This is a genomic window from Streptosporangium sp. NPDC023963 (assembly GCF_040639135.1).
In the GTDB taxonomy this organism is placed as follows: domain Bacteria; phylum Actinomycetota; class Actinomycetes; order Streptosporangiales; family Streptosporangiaceae; genus Streptosporangium.
In genome coordinates, this window is sequence record NZ_JBEZZK010000024.1 from 1 (window position 1) to 16,918 (window position 16,918).

Genomic DNA, 16,918 nt, shown 5'->3' on the forward strand with positions numbered 1-16,918 from the left:
CCGGCCTGGCCGGGCGCTCGGCGCACCTGCGCCAGCACATGGCCGACGCCCGGCTACGCGCCCGCGCCCACACCCGCGAGCACGGCGAGGACCCCACCGACATCCGCGACTGGACCTGGCCACAGTAAGGAGAGGCTTCGATGGCCGGTCACACCGCCATCCTGTTCCTTCCTGTTCCTTCGCCGGGACGGCGGTATGAGTCCGGCCTTCGCGAAAAGGAGGCGTCCTTCTCGAAACGCCCGCGAGGGGTGTGCGGTCCGGGACGAGGAATCCGCGCAGACCGGCCGGACGGCTGACCGGACACCGCTCCCGGCGAACCTACCGAGCCCACGTGGTTTTTCGGGGGAGACGTTGGTCCTTGTGACGGGTGACGTTCGGCCGGTGCCGAATCTCTTTCGCGGGTGTGCGATGGAGGTGAAGGCACAGAGGCTCTCTGGGATGAGGCGGCCATGACCGGACTGATCGTCGTCGGTACCGACGGATCCGCACCCGCGACGGCGGCGGTGCGATGGGCGGCCGAGGACGCCGCGCGCAGCGGCGCGGCATTGAAGATCGTGCATGTGCGCGAACCGTGGAACGCCCTCGTTCTCCTTTCCGGGACCGGGGAGGAGAACGACTCGGCCGAGCATGCTCACCGCGTGCTGGCCGCGGCCGCGCAGCGGGCCCGGGACCACACACCCGACATCAAGATCACAACTGCTCTGGCGACCGGAGCGGTGGTCGAACGGCTGAAGAGTGAATCCGAGCGGGCCGACGTGCTCGTGATCGGCAGCAGGGGCGTCGGCGGGTTCGCCGGGCTGGTGCTCGGATCGGTCGGGCTCGCTCTGGCGGGCCACGCGGCCGGTCCCGTCGTCATCGTCCGCGCGCCGGTCCGGACCGCGCACGGCGTGATCGTCGTGGGGTTCGACGGGTCGGAGCATTCGCAGGCCGCGCTGGAGTACGCCTTCGCCCGGGCCCAGCAGCACGGATCGCGGCTGCGGGCGGTCCACGCCTGGCAGATGCCGGTGCTCTCGCCGTACGCTCTGGGCTACAGCCCGGCGCTGAAAAGCGTCTTCGCGGACGAGGCCGAGGCCGCCCGGCGGCTGTTGGCCCCCTGCCGGGAAAAGTATCCGGACGTCGCGGTGAAAGAGTCGATCGTCTGTGATCATCCGGTCCGCGTACTGTCCGACGCCTCACGCCGGGCGGACCTGGTCGTGGTCGGCTCACGAGGGCTGGGCGGATTCGGCTCGGCGGTGCTGGGCTCGGTCAGCCACGGCGTGCTGCACCGGGCACACTGCCCTGTCGCCGTCGTTCGCCCCCCGCTGGATGAACGATGACGCCGAGACCCTGACCGTCGGGCAGGTGACGTCGCAGGTTCGGGTGCCGTTGAAACCGTTGATTCACCGGTATGGCAGGTGATGTCGCGACGGTCCTCTGCCGGGAAGGCTCAGTTCCGGCGAGGGCGCGAGGTGCGGTGGACGGCGACGGGCGCCTGAGCGTGGTGGAGCAGGGCGCGTACGGTCGAGGTGAGGAACAGCGCCCGGCCGGGGGCTCCCACCACGACCAGCTCGGCGCTCTCGGAGGCGTCGACGAGCGCTTTGGCCGGATGCTCGTGCACGACGTGCTCGATGAGGGTCACGTCGGGGAATCTCTCGCGCCGGCCGCCGAGCGACTCGGCCAGCAGGCGGGCCTCTTCGTTGCCGACCTCTTCGACGTCGTAGACGAGTGGTTGCATGTCGCCGGGTGCTCTGGTGGCCGGATGGGTCCAGGCGTGCACCGCTCGGAGCGGGCGCCGGCGCAGGACTGCCTCGTTGAAGGCGAATTCCAAAAGGGGATCCTGGTCGGGGCGTCCGGTGAGGCCGACGGCGATTGTGGTGTCTTGAGCGGTGGGTAGTCGATTGACGACCACCACTGGGCACGGGGAGCGTGCGGCCAGGTCGTAGCTGACCGAACCCAGGAGCAGCCCGGTGAATCCGCCCAGGCCTCGGCGGCCGACGACGATCAGCTGTGCGGTCTCGGCCGCGGTGGCGATCGCCTCGGCGGCGCTTCCGTCGAGGATCTCGGTGGTGACCTCCACGGTGGGGGCTTCGGAGCGGGCCTGTTCGGCGGCCTGGCAGAGGAGTTCCTTGCAGGCTGCCTCCTCGGCGGGTCCCCAGTGGGCGGGCTGGGGAACGAGAGGGACGTCGTAGGCCCAGCGGAGGGCGGCGTGCACGACGTGCAGTGGCGCTTTCCTCAAGGTGGCCTCCTGCGCCGCCCAGGTCACGGCCTGCAGTGAGGATGTCGAGCCGTCGACGCCGACGACGACGGGGTCTGTCATGGTCACCACCTTCGATTCGTCGCCGGGGGTCGATGCCCTGGTCTCGGTGGGTGGGCCCGCGGCTGGATGAGATCGTCCGCTCGTGTCTTCCACGGCCCTGGTTTCTCTCATTTTTCGCAGCTCTGCCATTCGCCGGGTAGGGGCGAAGGTCCCCTGGGTGCCGTCGGGCGCCACTTCGTTGCCCGGCCAGCGGAAAATCGTGGTGTTTTCCTTGGTTTCGCAGGTCGGCGCTGTGATTCGCAGGTCTGCGCCGTGACGAGAGGGGGCGCAAGGTCCCATGCCGTTGGGACCTTCCGCCCTGCTCCTCGCAGTCCTTCCTGGCGAGCATGGAAAGGGAGGTGAGAGTGATGACCGGTATCCGGGAAGTCGTCGTCGGCTATGACGGTTCCGACTTCTCCATGCAGGCCCTGGAATGGGCGATGGACGAGGCCGAGCTCGGGAAGCTGCCGCTGAGGGTGGCCCACGCGTGGCGGTGGCCGTACGGGGAGGCCGACGAGGAGGCCAGGCTTCATTTGCGTAAGGCCGCCGAGCATGTGCTGTACCACGGGGCCGATTGCGCTCGTGCGTGCAGCACGCTGGCTGATGTCACCACGGATCTGCACGAGGGCGCGGCCGCTGAACGGCTGGTCGAGCTGTCGAAGCGTGCCGCGTTGATCGTGGTGGGTTCTCGTGGCATGGGCGCCCTGGCCAGGACCGTCTTGGGGTCGGTAGCCGGGTATGTGGCGGCGCACGCGTACTGTCCGGTGATCGTCGTGCGCGGACCCGGGCCGATTCCCGTGCCGAGAGAGCGCGGCGCCGTGGTCCTGGGGATGAGCGGGGACACCCCTGACGGGGTGATCGAGTTTGCTTTCCGTGAAGCCCGCATCAGGCAGCTGAAGCTGACGGCGGTGCATGCCGGACGCCTGCAGCCGTTGGCGCAGGGGGCGCGGATCGCGATGAAGGCGGTGGAGGACGGCATGCTCGAGCGCCTGGGACCATGGCGGATCGCCTGCCCCAAGGTGGCTGTTCGCGTTTGTTTCGCCGCCACGGCCGCGAAGGATCTCCTGGTGGACGCGTCAAAGGAGGCGAGCTTGGTGGTGGTCGGCGGAGCACGTGAGCACGGCAGGCTCGGCTCGACCTCCAGGGCGGTTCTCCAGCACGGTCTGTGCCCCGTCGCGATCGTTCCCGCCGTCCGAAAGAGCCCGCCGCCAAACGAGCCCGCGCCGGCGGGCTCCAACGCCTGCGGTGACGCGCGGGTCTTCAAGGGCTGAGCGGCGTAGGGCTGAAGGGGGTGAACATGACGCTTCAGGTGAAGGACGTCATGGGCGCGGTGGCCATCGCGGTCCGCCCGGAGGCGGCGCTCTCGGAGCTGGTGGAGACCATGCGTCGCTTCAAGGTGGGCGCGGTCGCCGTGATCGACGCCGAGGGGCGTCCCATCGGGGTGGTGTCGGAGGACGACCTGTTGCCGAAGGAGGTCGATCTCTCGCACGGCGAGATGATTCCCGCAGGTCATAAGCGATGCCGGGAGCACGAGAAAGCCACTGGCACGACCGCGCGCGACGTCATGACCAGTCCCGCGCTGACGGTTGTCGAGCAGACCGCGGTGCGGGAGGCGGCCCGCCTGATGAACGCCCACCGGATCAAGCAGCTGCCGGTGGTCGACGTCGCCACCGGGAAGATCGTCGGTACTGTGCACCAGGTGGACCTGCTGAAGATCTTCTCCCGGCGGGCCTGTGACGTTCTGGCGGATGTGGCGGCGGCCGTCGCGCGTCTGAGTCCGGATCCGAAAGCGCTGACGATCATGGTTGACGCGGGGGTGGTCCGTGTCGCGGGAAAGCTCGCCAGGCGCTCGCAGATCGCTGAGATCGTCGAGGCCGGCCGCCGGGTGGACGGGGTCGTCGATCTGGACGTCGATGCCACCTACGACGAGGACGACGTGGCAGGAAGCCGGTAGGGCGTCATGTCCTCGCACCTCGCCGGTCAGGGGCTCGCCGTGCATCTCGCCGGTCAGGGGCTCGCCATCGTGGGGTAAACGATGGTCGGCCGGTGGATGCCGGCTCCTGGGCGGGACGGACGTCCACGTGCCCCGGTGTGAGACTTGAGGTATGGCGAAGATCGAGCCAGGTGCGTTGATCGCGCACATGCGCCTGGATGAGCTCTTGGCGGAGTTGCGGGTGCGCCTGGAGGCGGTGCTGGCGACCCGGGACCGGGTGCACGCGCTGCTGAACGCGGTGGTCGCGGTGGGCGGCGATCTGGATCTGGAGACGGTGCTGCGCCGGATCGTGGAGGCCGCCACCGCGCTGGTGGACGCCACCTACGGCGCGTTGGGGGTAGCCGGGGACCACAGCACACTCATTCAGTTCGTCCCGGTGGGTTTGAGCGAGGAGGAGATCGCCAGGATCGAGCACTGGCCGCACGGGCTGGGCCTGCTGGGGTTGTTGATCAAGGAGCCGCAGACGCTGCGGCTGGCCCACATCTCCGACCATCCGGCGTCCTACGGTTTCCCGCCCGGCCACCCGCCGATGGGGTCGTTCCTGGGGGTGCCGGTGCGGGTGCGCGAGGAGGTGTTCGGCAACCTCTACCTGACCGAGAAGCGCGGGGGAGGGGAGTTCGACGCCGACGACGAGGCGATGGTGACGGCGCTGGCGAGTGCGGCCGGGGTGGCCATCGAGAACGCGCGGTTGTACGAGGAGAGCCGGCGCAGGGAGATGTGGCTGCAGGCCTCGGCGGAGGTCACCACCAGCCTGCTGTCGGGTGCCGAGCCGCACGAGGTGCTCGTGCTGATCGCGCGGCGGGCACGGAAGATGGCCGGGGCCGACGTCGTGGCGGTTTTGTTGCCCGATGAGGGCGGACGGGTTCTGCGGGTGCTGATCGCCGACGGGGAGGCCTGCGATCAGGTGGCCCATGCCGAGGCGCCGATCGCCGACTCCCTGGCCGGTCGCGCCTTCACCAGTGGTGAGCCGCTCATGGTCACCGACGTGTGCGAGGCGACGGTGCCGATCGTGATCGCCGAGTACGTCTCGCTCGGGCCGGTGGCGGTGGTGCCGATCGGCGCGTCGGGCGGTGTGCGGGGGGTGTTGTCGCTGGGTAAGCGTTCGGGTCGCATCCCGTTCAGCCGGGATGAGCTGCGCACTTTGCACTCTTTTGCCGGGCAGGCCGCGATCGCTCTGGAGCTGGCCGAGAGCCGGATGGACACCGAGCGGCTGAGCTTGCTGGAAGATCGCGACCGGATCGCCAAGGACCTGCACGATGTGGTGATCCAGCGGTTGTTCGCCGTGGCCATGACGCTGATGAGCACGGTACGGCTGATCGAACGGCCGGAGATCTCCTCGCGGGTGCGGAACTCCATCGACGAGCTGGACGGCACCATCCGGCAGATCCGCTCCACCGTCTTCGCCCTGCAGGCTTTTCCCCAGGAGGGTGATTCCGGTGTGCGCGCGCAGATCGTGGCCCTGGTGGAGGGGGCGCGCGGTCATCTGGGTTTCATGCCGGGTTTGGACATGGGGGGCCCGTTGGACAGCGAGGTGCCGCCGCGGACGGCCGAGCACCTGCTGGCCGCGTTGCGCGAGGCGTTGTCCAACGTGGTGCGTCATGCCGAGGCTTCGAAGGTCGATATATCAGTGAATGTCGGTCAGGAGCGGCTCGTCCTGACCGTGGCCGACAACGGCGTCGGGCTGTCCGCCGATGGCAGGCACGATGGCAGGCACCGTGGGCTGCGCAACCTTCGGGAGCGGGCCGAGCGGCTCGGCGGTTCCTTCGCCGTCGGCTGCCGGCCAGGGGGCGGTACCCGCCTGAGGTGGAGCGTTCCCCTGGCGTGAGGGCGGGCCACAGAGCCGATCGGCGAAGGCCGGCTCCAGGCGCGCCGGGCGCCCGGCCGGTAGGGCGCCCTACCGGTAGGGCGCCCTACCGGTAGGGCGGAGGGGCGGTAGGGCGGTAGGGCGCGGAGGGCTTACCGCCACTCCCCGGCGGGAGTGTTGTCCCGGTCCCAGGTGAGTTCGTCGATCACGTCGACGACCCCGTTGGTCTGCCAGGTCATCCACAGCGCGATCCGTGTGTCCGCGCGCAGGGTCATCCGCCCGCTGAGCGTCACCACACCGTCCTCGACCGTGACCTGGACACGGGAGGTGTCCATCCACAGCGACCGCGTCAAGACCTCCACGCGGACCTCGTGCTCGATGTCGTGGTCGGAGCGGACGAATACCTTCAGCAGGTCGCAGCGGCTGACGATGCCCGCCAGGCGGCCATGCTCGTCGATCACCCCGGCGTCGATCACCGGCTGTGCCGGATGCGGCGGCCCGTGATCTCAACGGGAGTGATCTTGATGTAGAGCTCGCGGTCGCCGCCGGCCCAGGGCTGGACGCTCGAAGCCATCACGGCCGCCTGCTCCTCGGCGGTGGAGACGTGGTGGACGCCGCCGCGGACGAGCACGCTCCAGCCCTCCCGGTTGGCGTCGTCGATCCGATCGACCTCGAAGGCGACTTTGAACTCGACCCCCTTCACCCCGGTGCTCAGATTCGCGTCGAACGGGCCGCCGAAGGCGGTACGGAAGATCACGCAGCCCTCGTGCAGGACGTAGTTGACCGGCAAGATCGTCGGACTGCCAAGGTCGTCGAAAGCCAGCCGGCCGACCCCGCCGGGGGAGATGAGCCGCAGGCACTCCTTCGTGTCCAGGCGCTCCAAACCGGGATGAAGGGCGGCTCGCCCCTGCCCGGGCGGCTGGTCGAGGGTCGCTCCGAGAAGTTCGGCGGTGCTGGTGTCCAGAGCGAAAGCCAGGCGCTCTATGGTCTCGATGGCGGGCGCCGCCGCCCTCTGCTCCACGTAGGCGAGGTAGGAGGGCTCGATCCCAGCGCGTTCTGCCAGCTCCTTGCGGTCCAGACCGAGGCTTTCACGTCGGCCGGCGATCCGGCGGCCGAGGTCACCGGGAGCGGCGAGGCGTTCAGCCATGGGACTCTCCTTTCACACGGTCGGACATCGTCGGCGAAGGCCGCGCCCGATACGACGCCGATACGACGCCGAGCTCTCATCGGTGGCCCCTGGAGATCGACGACCTCTGGAGATGTCTTCTCACTGGGAACGCTATGGCGAGGAAAGAGGGACAAACAGGGCCGAAAGTCCTGTTCGTCGTGACTGGGTGACCTTGCTGGTTCCCGGCATCCGACCTGGACGCACACCGTGACCGGCAGGCCGTACCGGCTCATCGCGGCCGGTGGGCAGCTCGGCGCTCACGCCTCCCGCAGGGCAGGTCGAAAGATGAAACATGTCATCAAAGGTCGAGAAAAAGTATCCGAGGGCTAAAAGTCCCCCTGGGTGGGTTCATAGGGCCTGATGGACTGCGGGAGGCGGGTCCATGATGAAGGTATGGGTTCGGCCGGTCGTTTCGACGCCTTCCGCGCGCTGGCCGACCGGCGTGGACGTCCCGGTGCCCGGCTGACAAAATCCCTGGCCAGGGCCGCCGCCGATTCGCCGGACGGCCCGCAGGCATGGGCGCCCGAGGCGGCGAGGCGGCTCGGGCTGCCGGCGGCCGCCGGGCTGGGACCGGCCACCTTCTACGCCGACCTCGCCGCCCGGCACGGTCGCCGTCACGTGCGGATCTGCACCGCCGCGGCCTGCTTCGCCGCCCGCGCCGGCTGCCACCTGGCCGAGGTCGAGAACGCGCTCGGCGCCACCGCCGACAGCACCGACCCCGATCCTCAGGTGTCGCTGCAGACGGTCCGCTGCCTGGGCTACTGCTACGCGGGCCCCGCCGCTCTCGACGGCGACACCCCCTGTACCGGCCCGGACCTCGCCGGCCAGCTCTCCGGCCGTGTACCGCCACGGGCCCCCTCGATCCCGGCCGCCGACGCCACCGGTGATCCGGTGGTGCTCGCCGGCGTCGTCGCCGGGGAAGCCGCCTGGCAGGTGTGGCCGGAAACGGTGGGGGCGCTCACCCCCGAGCAGATCCAGGCCGAGGTGGCGGCGTCCGGGCTGCGAGGGCGCGGCGGAGCCGGATTTCCGGTGGCCGCCAAGTGGGCGGCCACCGGCGGCTCACCCGAGACCGTGGTGGTCGCCAACGGCGACGAGGGCGACCCCGGCTCCTACGCCGACCGGCTGCTGATGGAGGCCGACCCGGCGCGGGTACTGGAGGGGCTGGCCCTGGCCTGCCTGGCCTGCCGGGCCCGCCACGCCGTCGTGCTGGTGCGCTCGGAGTACCCGCGAGCGCTGGCCCGGATGCGAGCCGCGGTACGAAAGGCCTACCAGGACGGGCACCTGGGACGAAGGATCCACGGCAGCGACCTGGAACTCGACGTCGAGGTGGCCGAGGGCGCCGGATCCTACGTGGCCGGCGAGGAGACCGCCCTGATCGCCGGCCTGGAAGGGGGACGCGGATGCGCCCGGCCGCGGCCGCCCTACCCGACGCGACACGGCCTGTGGGACGTGCCCACCGTGGTCAACAACGTCGAGACGCTGGCCGCCCTCCCCTGGATCGTGCGGCGAGGCGGCGACGCGTACGCCCGGCGCGGCACACGAGCCGAGACCGGCACGAAACTGGTCTGCCTGTCCGAACGGTTCGCCCGGCCCGGCTGCTACGAGGTCGAACTCGGCACCTCGGTGCTCGGCATCGTCACCGAACTGGGCGGCGGCCTGCGCCAGGGGGCACGATTGAGCGTTTTGCAGGTGGGCGGGCCGCTGGGCGGCTTCTTGGCCCCCGACCGGCTGGACGTGCCGCTGACCGACGCCGACCTGACGAGCCGCGGCGCGGCGCTCGGCCACGCCGGCCTCGTCGCCTTCGACCAGCGACTGGAAGCGCGAGAGGTGCTGCGGCACGTGTGGGAGTTCGCCGCCGCCGAGAGCTGCGGGGCCTGCTCGCCGTGCCGGGCAGGCTCCCGCCGCGGCCTGGAGATCGCCGCGTCCGGGACGCCCGCCGGTGAGGAGTACGCGCGGCTGCTGCGGGTGATGGGCCAGGCCAGCCTGTGCGCCTTCGGGCGGCGGGTTCCCGCCGCCGTGCGCAGCCTCGCCCGCGCCTACGGGAACCGGCTGAAGGGATGGGACCCGTGAGGGTCACCGTCGACGGCATCACCGTCCGCCCGGCCCAGGGCGCCACACTGCTCACCACGGTGCGCCTGGCCAAAGCCGAGCTGCCCACACTGTGCCATGACGACCGGTTGACCCCGGCGGGCTCCTGCCGCACCTGCCTGGTGAGATCGGACGGGAACGTGGTGGCCGCGTGCGTGACCCCGGCCGCCGACGGCGCGGTGGTCGAGGTCGCCGGCGAGGAGTTGCGGGTGCTGCGCCGCGAGGCCGTTCAGGTGATCGTCGCGGCCCTGCCGCCCCACGCGCTGGACGGCGATGTCGACGACCACGAGCTGGCCCGGGTCTGCCACACGATGGGGATCGCGCCGCAGACCGCCCAAGGACGCGGCGGCCGGGGCCGCGACGACAGCCACCCCTACGTCCACCTGGATCGGGATCTGTGCATCGCCTGCGGCCGCTGCGTGCGCATGTGCGCCGAGGTCCAGGGCACCTTCGCCCTCACCCTGACCGGCCGGGGCGCCGACACGGTCGTCGCCCCCGGCACGGGCGGGCCGTGGGCGCAGTCCGACTGCGTCGCCTGCGGCGGCTGCGTCGACACCTGCCCCACCGGGGCCCTCACCGAACCCGGACTGCCCCTCGGCGGCGGGACGGCGGCCCTGACACGCACGGTGACCACGTGCGGCTACTGCGGCGTCGGCTGTTCCCTGGAGGCCCTCACCCGTGACGGTCAGGTCGTGGCCGTCCTGCCGGACCGCGAAGGCCCGGTCAACCGCGGGCACGCCTGCGTCAAGGGCCGCTTCGCCCACGGCTTCCTGCGTTCCCCCGAACGCCTCACCCGGCCACTGCTGCGCCGTGACGGCCGCCTGGAGCCGGTGACCTGGGACGAGGCCCTGGAGCACGTCGCCCAAGGCCTGCGGGCCGCCGTCGCCGCCGGCGGTCCCGACGCGGTGGCGGTGATCTCCTCGGCGAGGGCCACCAACGAGGAGAACTATCTGATCCAGAAGTTCATGCGGGTCGCCGTCGGCACCAACAACATCGACAACTGCTCCCGGCTCTGCCACGCCCCCTCGGCGGCCGGGCTGACGGCCGCGTTCGGCCTGTCCGGCGGCACCGACACCTTCGACGACGTCGAGACGGCCGACTGCCTGCTGCTGGTGGGCGCCAACCCGGTCGAGGCCCACCCGGTGGTCGGCGCACGGCTGCTGCAGCGGGTCCTGCGCGGGGCGCGGCTGGTCGTCGCCGACCCCAGGGCCGTCGGGCTGGCCCGCTACGCCGACGTGCACCTGCGGCCCCGCCCCGGAACCAACGTCGCCCTGTTCCACGGGCTGGCGCACGCGCTCTGGGCCGAAGGCCTGGCCGACGAGGAGTTCCTGCGCCGCCGCGCCGGCGGCCTGCCCGAGCTCCTCGCGCTGCTCGCCGGCTACCCGCCGGACCGGGTGGCCGCCCTGACCGGCGTTCCCGCCGAGGATCTGGTCGCCGCGGCCCGGCTCTACGGGCGGGCCGAGCGGCCGGCGATCGTCTACGGGCTGGGGGTCACCGAGCACCTGCACGGCACCGACGGAGTGCGCGCCCTGGCCAATCTGGCGATCCTGCGCGGTGCGGTCGGCACGGAGCGCGGCTTCGGGGTGAACCCGCTACGCGGCCAGAACAACGTCCAGGGCGCCTCCGACATGGGGGCGCTGCCCGACGTCCTGCCCGGGTACGGCAAGGTGACCGATCCGCTCGCCCGGGCCAGGGCCGAGGACGTGTGGGCAGCTCCGGTGCCGGACCGGCCCGGGATGCGCATCCCGCAGATGTTCGCGGCCGCCCGCGCGGGAACGCTTGGCGCATTGTGGATCGTGGGGGAGGACGTGTGCGCCACCGACCCGAACGCCACCCGGGTCGCCCAGGCACTGGAGGCCTGCCCGCTCGTCGTCTGCCAGGAACTGTTCATGTCCCAGACCGCTCAGCGCGCCGACGTCGTGCTGCCGGCCGCGTCCTGGCTGGAAAAAGACGGCACCTTCGTCAACTTCGACCGCCGCTTCCAACGGGTGCGCCCCGCCCTGGCCCCACCGGGACAGGCCAGGACCGACTTCGCGGTCGTGCACGCCCTGGCCTCGGCGCTGGGGGTGGATCTGGGCTGCCGGACGCCGGCCGAGGCGCTGGCCGAATGCGGCCGGGTGGCGCCCCTGTTCGCGGGCCTGTCCCATGAACGTCTGGACCGGGAGGGCGCCATCGCGTGGCCGTGCCCCGATCCCGACGGCCCCGGAGAGGCCAAACTCTACCGGGAACGGTTCGCCACCCCCGACGGACGGGCACACCTGGCCGCCTGCCCCTACCTGCCGCCGGGCGAGAACCCCGACGACCACTACCCGCTGATCCTGGTGACCGGACGGCGCTGGGCCCACTACAACTCCGGCGGCATGACCCGCCGCACCGGCAACATCCGGCTGGATCACACCGACCGGCTCGACCTGCACCCCGCCGACGCCGCCCGGTACGGGCTTCACGACGGCCACCCGGTCACGGTGGAAAGCCGCCACGGCCACGCCACACTGACCACCAGGCTGAGCGACGACCTGATGCCCGGACAGGTCTTCTGCGCCTTCCACTTCCCCTCCAGCGCAGTCAACACCCTGACCTCCGATCACGCGGACACCGTGACCTCATGCCCGGAGTACAAGGTGACCGCGGTACGGCTGATCCCCGGACCCGGCACCGCGGCGCAACGAGGTGAATGACCCGCCCCTCGCCTGGATCACCCCGCGGCTCATCCCGAGCCGGTGAGGGCCTGACAGGCCGGACCGTGTCGAAAGGCAGAAGGTCCCTACGAGGAAGGGACCTTCCGCCCTGCTGATGAAGCCCCGCATCGCCAAACGATGGAACAGAGGTGAGGACCATGACGAGACAACATGGGATCGTCGTCGGCTACGACGGTTCGGACTTCTCCCTGCGAGCCCTGGAATGGGCAACAGAGGAGGCCGAATCCCGAAAACTCCCGCTCACCGTCACCTACGCCTGGCGCTGGCCCTACAGCGAGGCCGACGGCGAGGCCAAACTCCACCTGGGCAAGGCGGCCGAGCACGTGCTGCTCCACGGCGCCAAATGCGCCCACGCGCACTCCCCGATCGTCGAGGTGATCACCGACCTTCACGAAGGCTCGGCCGCACAGCGACTCGTCGAACTGTCCGACAACGCGCACCTCCTCGTGGTCGGTGCCCACAACCGGGGGATGACCGCCCGATTCATGATCGGCTCTGTCGCGGCGTTCGTGGCGGCCCGAGCCCGATCTCCAGTGATCATCGTGCGCGAAGCGGGCCCGGCACCCGTCCTCCCGCAGCCGAAGCCCGTCCTCCTGGGGGTCAAGGACACCACGGCCGACGCGGTGCTGGACTTCGCGTTCCAGGAGGCCGCCCTGCGGAATCTTCCTTTGAGGGTGATGCACGCCGGCCACCCGCGCCCGATGGCGTGGGGCATCGCCATGGCCCACGCGCCCGATCTCGAAGACTCCGCCCGTGCCTGCCGCGAGCGGGTGCAGGAGCGCCTCATCCCGTGGCGGCGCAAGTACGCGGACGTCCGCCTCGACGTCGCCTCGGCCACGACCGCGCCCAGGGACGCTCTGTTGGCCGCGTCGGCCGAGGCCGCCCTCGTCGTGGTGGGTACGGGCCGGACGGCATCGCGCACCGGCCACCTCGGAACGATCACCGGATCCCTGGTCAGGCACGCGTCCTGCCCCGTGGCCGTCGTACCGTCCCAGGAGCACCGCTCCTCGCCCACACCGCCCACCGATCAGGCGAGAGCGGCGCGGGACCGGTCCCGGTGATCGACCCAGCGGTCGTCGGGCTGGTGACGGGGGCCGGAAGTCCCTGACGGACAGGCCTTTGGACCGCTGCCAAAACCACCGCCGGCCGGTCGAATGGAAGAAGAAACCACAGAGCCCAGGGAGGTCGCCATGACAGCGCATGTGGTGGTGGGAGTGGACGGTTCGTCTCCCTCGGACGGTGCGGTCGAATGGGCCGCCGACGACGCGATGCGGCGCGGATGCGCCTTGAAGATCGTCCATGTGTGCGAGCCGTGGCCCGGTGACATCCCGCTGCAGACCCCGCCGGGCTTTCGCGACTCCGTCACCGAGTACGGCCAGGAGGTGCTGGAACGCGCCGCCGCGCTGGCGCGCGAGCGCGCCCCGCACCTGGAGGTGGACACCTTCATGGAGTCGGGCCGGGTGAGCGAGGTCCTGCGGCGCGAGGCCGAGGACGCCGAACAGGTCGTACTGGGCAGCCGCGGACTGGGCGGATTCACCGGGATGCTGCTCGGCTCGGTCTCCCTGGCAATGGCCGGACACGTGGCCGCTCCCGTCGTGGTCGTCAGAGGCACACCGGAGCGCACGCACGAGCGGATCGTGGTGGGCTTCGACGGCTCCGACCACTCGGCGGTGGCGCTGGAGTACGCCTTCGAGGAGGCCGCCCGCCGCGGCGCCAGGCTGCAGGCGATCCACACCTGGCAGATGCCCCTCGTGGGACCGGGCGCCCTGATCTACACCCCGCTGGTCGAGGACGTCCTGGCCGCCGAACGGCAGGTCTGCGCCGGCACGCTCACCCCGTGGCGGGAGAAGTACCCGCGGGTCGAGGTCGAGCAGACACTGGTCTGCGGGCACCCGGCCGGCGTCCTGTGCGAGGCCTCGGCGGCCGCGGACCTGGTCGTCGTCGGCTCCCGGGGACTGGGCAGGTTCGGCTCGGCCGTGCTGGGCTCGATCAGCCACGGAGTCCTGCACCACGCCCACTGCCCCGTCGCCGTGGTCCGCGCCCGAGGGGAGGCACGATGAAGGCCGCCACCCTCACCGTGGCACAGGTGATGAGCCGGACGCTGGTCGCCGTCGACCTCGAGGAGTCCCCGCTGCTGGCCTGGGAGATCATGCGCCGCGCGGGAGTCCACCACCTGCCGGTCGTCGACCGGCACGGCTGCCTGCGCGGGATCCTGACCCGAGAAGACCTCACCGCCCGCTGGTCCGGCGGCCCGATCGAGCAGTCACACGTGCGCGTGCGCACGCTCCTGGCCGATCGCCGCCGCCCGCACACCACACCCGACATGCCCCTGGCCGACGCCGTCGCCGCGATGCTCGACGCCGGCGTCGACGCGATCGGGGTCATCGGAAAAGATCACCGGCTGGCGGGAATGATGACCACCACCGACGTACTGCGAGCCGTGGCCGGCCGCATCACCGAGCACCGGGAACCCCCCGAGCTGATGACGGGAATGTTCCGCCTGGTCCCGGTCCTGCCCTCCCACGTCCCCGCCGGATGAGGCGGGATTCTCGCCGTTGATATGACGTCACCGTCATGGCTGGAGGGTGTTCCCATGAGGCGAGAGATCATCGTCGCGTTCGACGGGTCGCCACACAGCCGTCGCGCGGTCGAATGGGCGGCGCTGGAGTGCGTAACGCAACGAGCGGAGCTGACCGTCTGCCACATCTGGGACGGCCCCCACGCCGAACGCGAGACGGCGATCACCGAACAACGGCGCCGGCACGCGAGCCACATCCTGCTCGAAGGAGTACAACTGGCCGAACGACTACTACCGGGCCGAGAGGTACGCTCGATCCTGGCCCGGGGAAACCCAGGACCGGAACTGGTCTCACTCAGCCGGACGGCCAGAACCCTGGTGGTCGGATCCCGGGGACTCGGCGGACTCACCAGCCTGCTGCTCGGCTCGGTCAGCGCCCACGTCGCCGCCCACGCGTTCTGCCCCGTACTGGTCATCCCGCCACACGCCACCCCACAGGTGTCACCCATCACCGCCGGCCACCGGCTCCCGAAGATCAGGTCGTGCCTGGGCCCGGACTTCGGGTTCGGTGAGCCAAGGACCGCCCCGAGCGAGTAGGCGCCGGCTCGCCGCCCGGACCCGGGCCGGTCAAGACGACCCCGGACGAGCCGGTGCGGGCCGCGCTCATCGGCGGGCGCAAGGTCCTGATCGAACGAGAGCACCTACGCGGGAGTGGTACGGCTGGCGCGGCAGGCCGAAACGGACAGCGCTCCCGTCGTACGGCTCGCCGACCGGTTCGCCGCCTGGTTCCTGCCCCTCACCCTCCTGCTGGCGGGAGCCGCCTGGCTGCTGTCGGGCCAGCCGGTACGGGCCGTCGCCGTACTGGTCGTGGCCACCCCCTGCCCGCTGCTGCTCGCCGCCCCCGCCGCCATCGCCTCGGGGCTGTCTCGCACGGCACGCCACGGCGTGGTGGTCAAGGGCGGGGGAGCGCTGGAAAAGCTGGGACAGGCCCGCACGCTCATCGTGGACAAGACCGGAACGCTGACCGCCGGACGCCCCCGGGTCGTCGACGTCGTGGCCGCACCCGGCGCCCGCGCCGACGACGTGCTGCGCTGGGCCGCCGCGGTGGACAGATGTCCTCTCACGTCCTGGCCGCCGCGATCGTCGAGACCGCCCGCACCCACCAGGCCGAGCTGCCGCAGCCGGCCGCGGTCCTGGAGAAGCCGGGCACCGGCACCACGGGGGTGGTGGAGGGCCGCCGGATAGAGGTCGGCAAGGCGACGACCTTCTCCTCGGAGTGGGAACGGGCCCAGCGGGCACGGGCCGCGCTGGACGGCGCCATGACCGTCTGGGTGAGCGTGGACGGCGAAACGGCGGGCGTGATCCTGCTTCGCGACGCCGTACGGGCGGATGCGGCACGGACCCTGCGGCGGTTGCGCGCCGCCGGGATCGAACGGGTGATCATGCTCACCGGGGACCGGGCCGAGGTCGCCGAGAGCGTGGGCACGGTGCTCGGCGTCGACCAGGTGCTGGCCGAGCAGAGCCCCGCGGCCAAGGTGCGGGCGGTACGACATGAGGCGGCCAAGGCGGTGAGCGTGATGGTGGGCGACGGGATCAACGACGCCCCGGCCCTGGCCGCCGCCGACGTCGGGGTCGCCATGGGCGCCCACGGCTCGGCCGCCTCCGCCCAGGCGGCCGACGTGGTGCTCACCACCGATCGCCTGGACCGGCTCGCCGACGCCATGGACGTCGCCCGCCGCTCCCGCCGCATCGCCGTGCAGAGCGCGAGCGCGGGAATGGCCCTCTCGCTGCTGGCCATGATCGTGGCGGCGGCCGGAGCGTTGCCGCCCGCGGCCGGCGCCCTGCTGCAGGAGGTCATCGACGTGGCGGTGATCCTCAACGCGCTGCGGGCCCTGCGTCCCGCCCGGGGGACCCGCACGGTGGTCGACGCCACCACCGAATCCCTGCTGCACCGCTTCAAGACGGAACACACCTCGTTGCGGCCGCCGCTGGAGCTGATCCGGGAGACCGCCGACGAGCTGGCCGGGAACCCCACAGCGCGGGCCGTTGACCGGCTGAGGGAGGTTCACGCCTTTCTCACCGAACGCCTGCTCCCGCACGAACGGGCCGAGGAAAAGCGGCTCTACCCGGCGATGGAACGCGTTCTCGGCGGCCCCGAGGTCACGATGACCATGAGCAGGGCACACGCGGAGATCGAACGGCTCGTCCGCCGGCTGGGGCGCCATCTCGCCCTGGCCGAGGACGGCGGAGTGCGCCCAGAGCAGCTCGACGACCTGTGCGCCTGCCTCTACGGCCTGCACGCGGTCCTGCTGCTGCATTTCGATCAGGAGGAGGAGGCCTACTTCTCGCTGGCCTCCTTGTGATCACCGGTTC

15 protein-coding genes are annotated in these 16,918 nt (G+C 71.3%); 12 read left to right on the forward strand and 3 right to left on the reverse strand.

Going from position 1 to position 16,918, the window contains the following annotated elements:
• The first annotated feature begins 449 nt into the window (after window positions 1–449).
• Complete coding sequence (locus AB0F88_RS41055; protein ID WP_362696948.1) at window positions 450–1,316, forward strand: universal stress protein; 867 nt, start codon at window positions 450–452, stop codon at window positions 1,314–1,316.
• 110 nt (window positions 1,317–1,426) lie between these two features.
• On the opposite strand, the gene AB0F88_RS41060 is transcribed toward AB0F88_RS41055, so the two are convergent.
• Window positions 1,427–2,296: a universal stress protein gene (locus tag AB0F88_RS41060; protein ID WP_362696950.1), complete on the reverse strand. Its 870-nt coding sequence runs from the start codon at window positions 2,294–2,296 to the stop codon at window positions 1,427–1,429.
• A 347-nt stretch (window positions 2,297–2,643) separates the two neighbouring features.
• Here AB0F88_RS41060 and AB0F88_RS41065 point away from each other — a divergent pair, with 347 nt between their 5' ends.
• The 3 genes from AB0F88_RS41065 (at window position 2,644) to AB0F88_RS41075 (ending at window position 6,093) form a co-directional block, all read left to right on the forward strand.
• Window positions 2,644–3,546 carry a universal stress protein gene (locus tag AB0F88_RS41065; protein WP_362696952.1) on the forward strand — a complete coding sequence of 301 codons (903 nt, stop codon included), beginning with the start codon at window positions 2,644–2,646 and terminating at the stop codon, window positions 3,544–3,546.
• Window positions 3,547–3,584: 38 nt separating this feature from the next.
• Window positions 3,585–4,229, forward strand: coding sequence for a CBS domain-containing protein (locus tag AB0F88_RS41070; RefSeq protein WP_362696954.1), 645 nt, complete (start codon window positions 3,585–3,587; stop codon window positions 4,227–4,229).
• 151 nt (window positions 4,230–4,380) lie between these two features.
• A complete protein-coding gene (locus AB0F88_RS41075; protein WP_362696956.1) occupies window positions 4,381–6,093 on the forward strand; it encodes a GAF domain-containing sensor histidine kinase in 1,713 nt (570 codons plus the stop codon).
• 131 nt (window positions 6,094–6,224) lie between these two features.
• On the opposite strand, the gene AB0F88_RS41080 is transcribed toward AB0F88_RS41075, so the two are convergent.
• Together AB0F88_RS41080 and AB0F88_RS41085 are read right to left on the reverse strand one after the other, a co-directional pair.
• Complete coding sequence (locus AB0F88_RS41080; protein WP_362696958.1) at window positions 6,225–6,533, reverse strand: BON domain-containing protein; 309 nt, start codon at window positions 6,531–6,533, stop codon at window positions 6,225–6,227.
• 11 nt (window positions 6,534–6,544) lie between these two features.
• Window positions 6,545–7,219, reverse strand: a complete 675-nt coding sequence (locus AB0F88_RS41085; RefSeq protein ID WP_362696960.1) for a pyridoxamine 5'-phosphate oxidase family protein — start codon at window positions 7,217–7,219, stop codon at window positions 6,545–6,547.
• A gap of 414 nt (window positions 7,220–7,633) precedes the next feature.
• On the opposite strand from AB0F88_RS41085, the gene AB0F88_RS41090 reads away from it, so the two are divergent.
• From AB0F88_RS41090 to AB0F88_RS41125, 8 genes are all read left to right on the forward strand, one after another.
• On the forward strand, window positions 7,634–9,310 hold the full coding sequence (locus AB0F88_RS41090; RefSeq protein WP_362696962.1) for an NAD(P)H-dependent oxidoreductase subunit E: 1,677 nt from the start codon (window positions 7,634–7,636) through the stop codon (window positions 9,308–9,310).
• A complete protein-coding gene (gene fdhF / locus AB0F88_RS41095; protein ID WP_362696964.1) occupies window positions 9,298–12,006 on the forward strand; it encodes a formate dehydrogenase subunit alpha in 2,709 nt (902 codons plus the stop codon). Before AB0F88_RS41090 ends, fdhF begins: the two co-directional genes overlap by 13 nt.
• A gap of 158 nt (window positions 12,007–12,164) precedes the next feature.
• Window positions 12,165–13,088 (forward strand): universal stress protein, encoded by a 924-nt coding sequence (locus AB0F88_RS41100; protein WP_362696966.1) that lies wholly within the window; start codon window positions 12,165–12,167, stop codon window positions 13,086–13,088.
• Between the two features lie 129 nt (window positions 13,089–13,217).
• Window positions 13,218–14,087 carry a universal stress protein gene (locus tag AB0F88_RS41105; RefSeq protein WP_362696968.1) on the forward strand — a complete coding sequence of 290 codons (870 nt, stop codon included), beginning with the start codon at window positions 13,218–13,220 and terminating at the stop codon, window positions 14,085–14,087.
• The gene (locus AB0F88_RS41110; RefSeq protein WP_362696970.1) at window positions 14,084–14,566 is read left to right on the forward strand and encodes a CBS domain-containing protein; all 483 of its coding nucleotides are present in this window, start codon (window positions 14,084–14,086) and stop codon (window positions 14,564–14,566) included. The genes AB0F88_RS41105 and AB0F88_RS41110 overlap by 4 nt, the downstream gene beginning before the upstream one ends.
• Window positions 14,567–14,620: 54 nt before the next feature.
• Window positions 14,621–15,142, forward strand: a complete 522-nt coding sequence (locus tag AB0F88_RS41115) for a universal stress protein (protein WP_362696972.1) — start codon at window positions 14,621–14,623, stop codon at window positions 15,140–15,142.
• 114 nt (window positions 15,143–15,256) lie between these two features.
• Window positions 15,257–15,790, forward strand: a complete 534-nt coding sequence (locus AB0F88_RS41120) for a hypothetical protein (protein ID WP_362696974.1) — start codon at window positions 15,257–15,259, stop codon at window positions 15,788–15,790.
• On the forward strand, window positions 15,685–16,908 hold the full coding sequence (locus AB0F88_RS41125) for an HAD-IC family P-type ATPase (protein ID WP_362697190.1): 1,224 nt from the start codon (window positions 15,685–15,687) through the stop codon (window positions 16,906–16,908). The genes AB0F88_RS41120 and AB0F88_RS41125 overlap by 106 nt, the downstream gene beginning before the upstream one ends.
• The last annotated feature ends 10 nt before the right edge of the window (window positions 16,909–16,918 follow it).

Excerpts from the sequence above, each read along its gene's own strand:
- AB0F88_RS41055 (WP_362696948.1), top strand. The coding sequence starts at position 450 with ATGACCGGACTGATCGTCGTCGGTACCGACGGATCCGCACCCGCGACG.
- AB0F88_RS41060 (WP_362696950.1), bottom strand. The coding sequence starts at position 2,296 with ATGACAGACCCCGTCGTCGTCGGCGTCGACGGCTCGACATCCTCACTG.
- AB0F88_RS41065 (WP_362696952.1), top strand. The coding sequence starts at position 2,644 with ATGACCGGTATCCGGGAAGTCGTCGTCGGCTATGACGGTTCCGACTTC.
- AB0F88_RS41075 (WP_362696956.1), top strand. The coding sequence starts at position 4,381 with ATGGCGAAGATCGAGCCAGGTGCGTTGATCGCGCACATGCGCCTGGAT.
- AB0F88_RS41085 (WP_362696960.1), bottom strand. The coding sequence starts at position 7,219 with ATGGCTGAACGCCTCGCCGCTCCCGGTGACCTCGGCCGCCGGATCGCC.
- AB0F88_RS41090 (WP_362696962.1), top strand. The coding sequence starts at position 7,634 with ATGGGTTCGGCCGGTCGTTTCGACGCCTTCCGCGCGCTGGCCGACCGG.
- fdhF (WP_362696964.1), top strand. The coding sequence starts at position 9,298 with ATGGGACCCGTGAGGGTCACCGTCGACGGCATCACCGTCCGCCCGGCC.
- AB0F88_RS41100 (WP_362696966.1), top strand. The coding sequence starts at position 12,165 with ATGACGAGACAACATGGGATCGTCGTCGGCTACGACGGTTCGGACTTC.
- AB0F88_RS41105 (WP_362696968.1), top strand. The coding sequence starts at position 13,218 with ATGACAGCGCATGTGGTGGTGGGAGTGGACGGTTCGTCTCCCTCGGAC.
- AB0F88_RS41110 (WP_362696970.1), top strand. The coding sequence starts at position 14,084 with ATGAAGGCCGCCACCCTCACCGTGGCACAGGTGATGAGCCGGACGCTG.
- AB0F88_RS41115 (WP_362696972.1), top strand. The coding sequence starts at position 14,621 with ATGAGGCGAGAGATCATCGTCGCGTTCGACGGGTCGCCACACAGCCGT.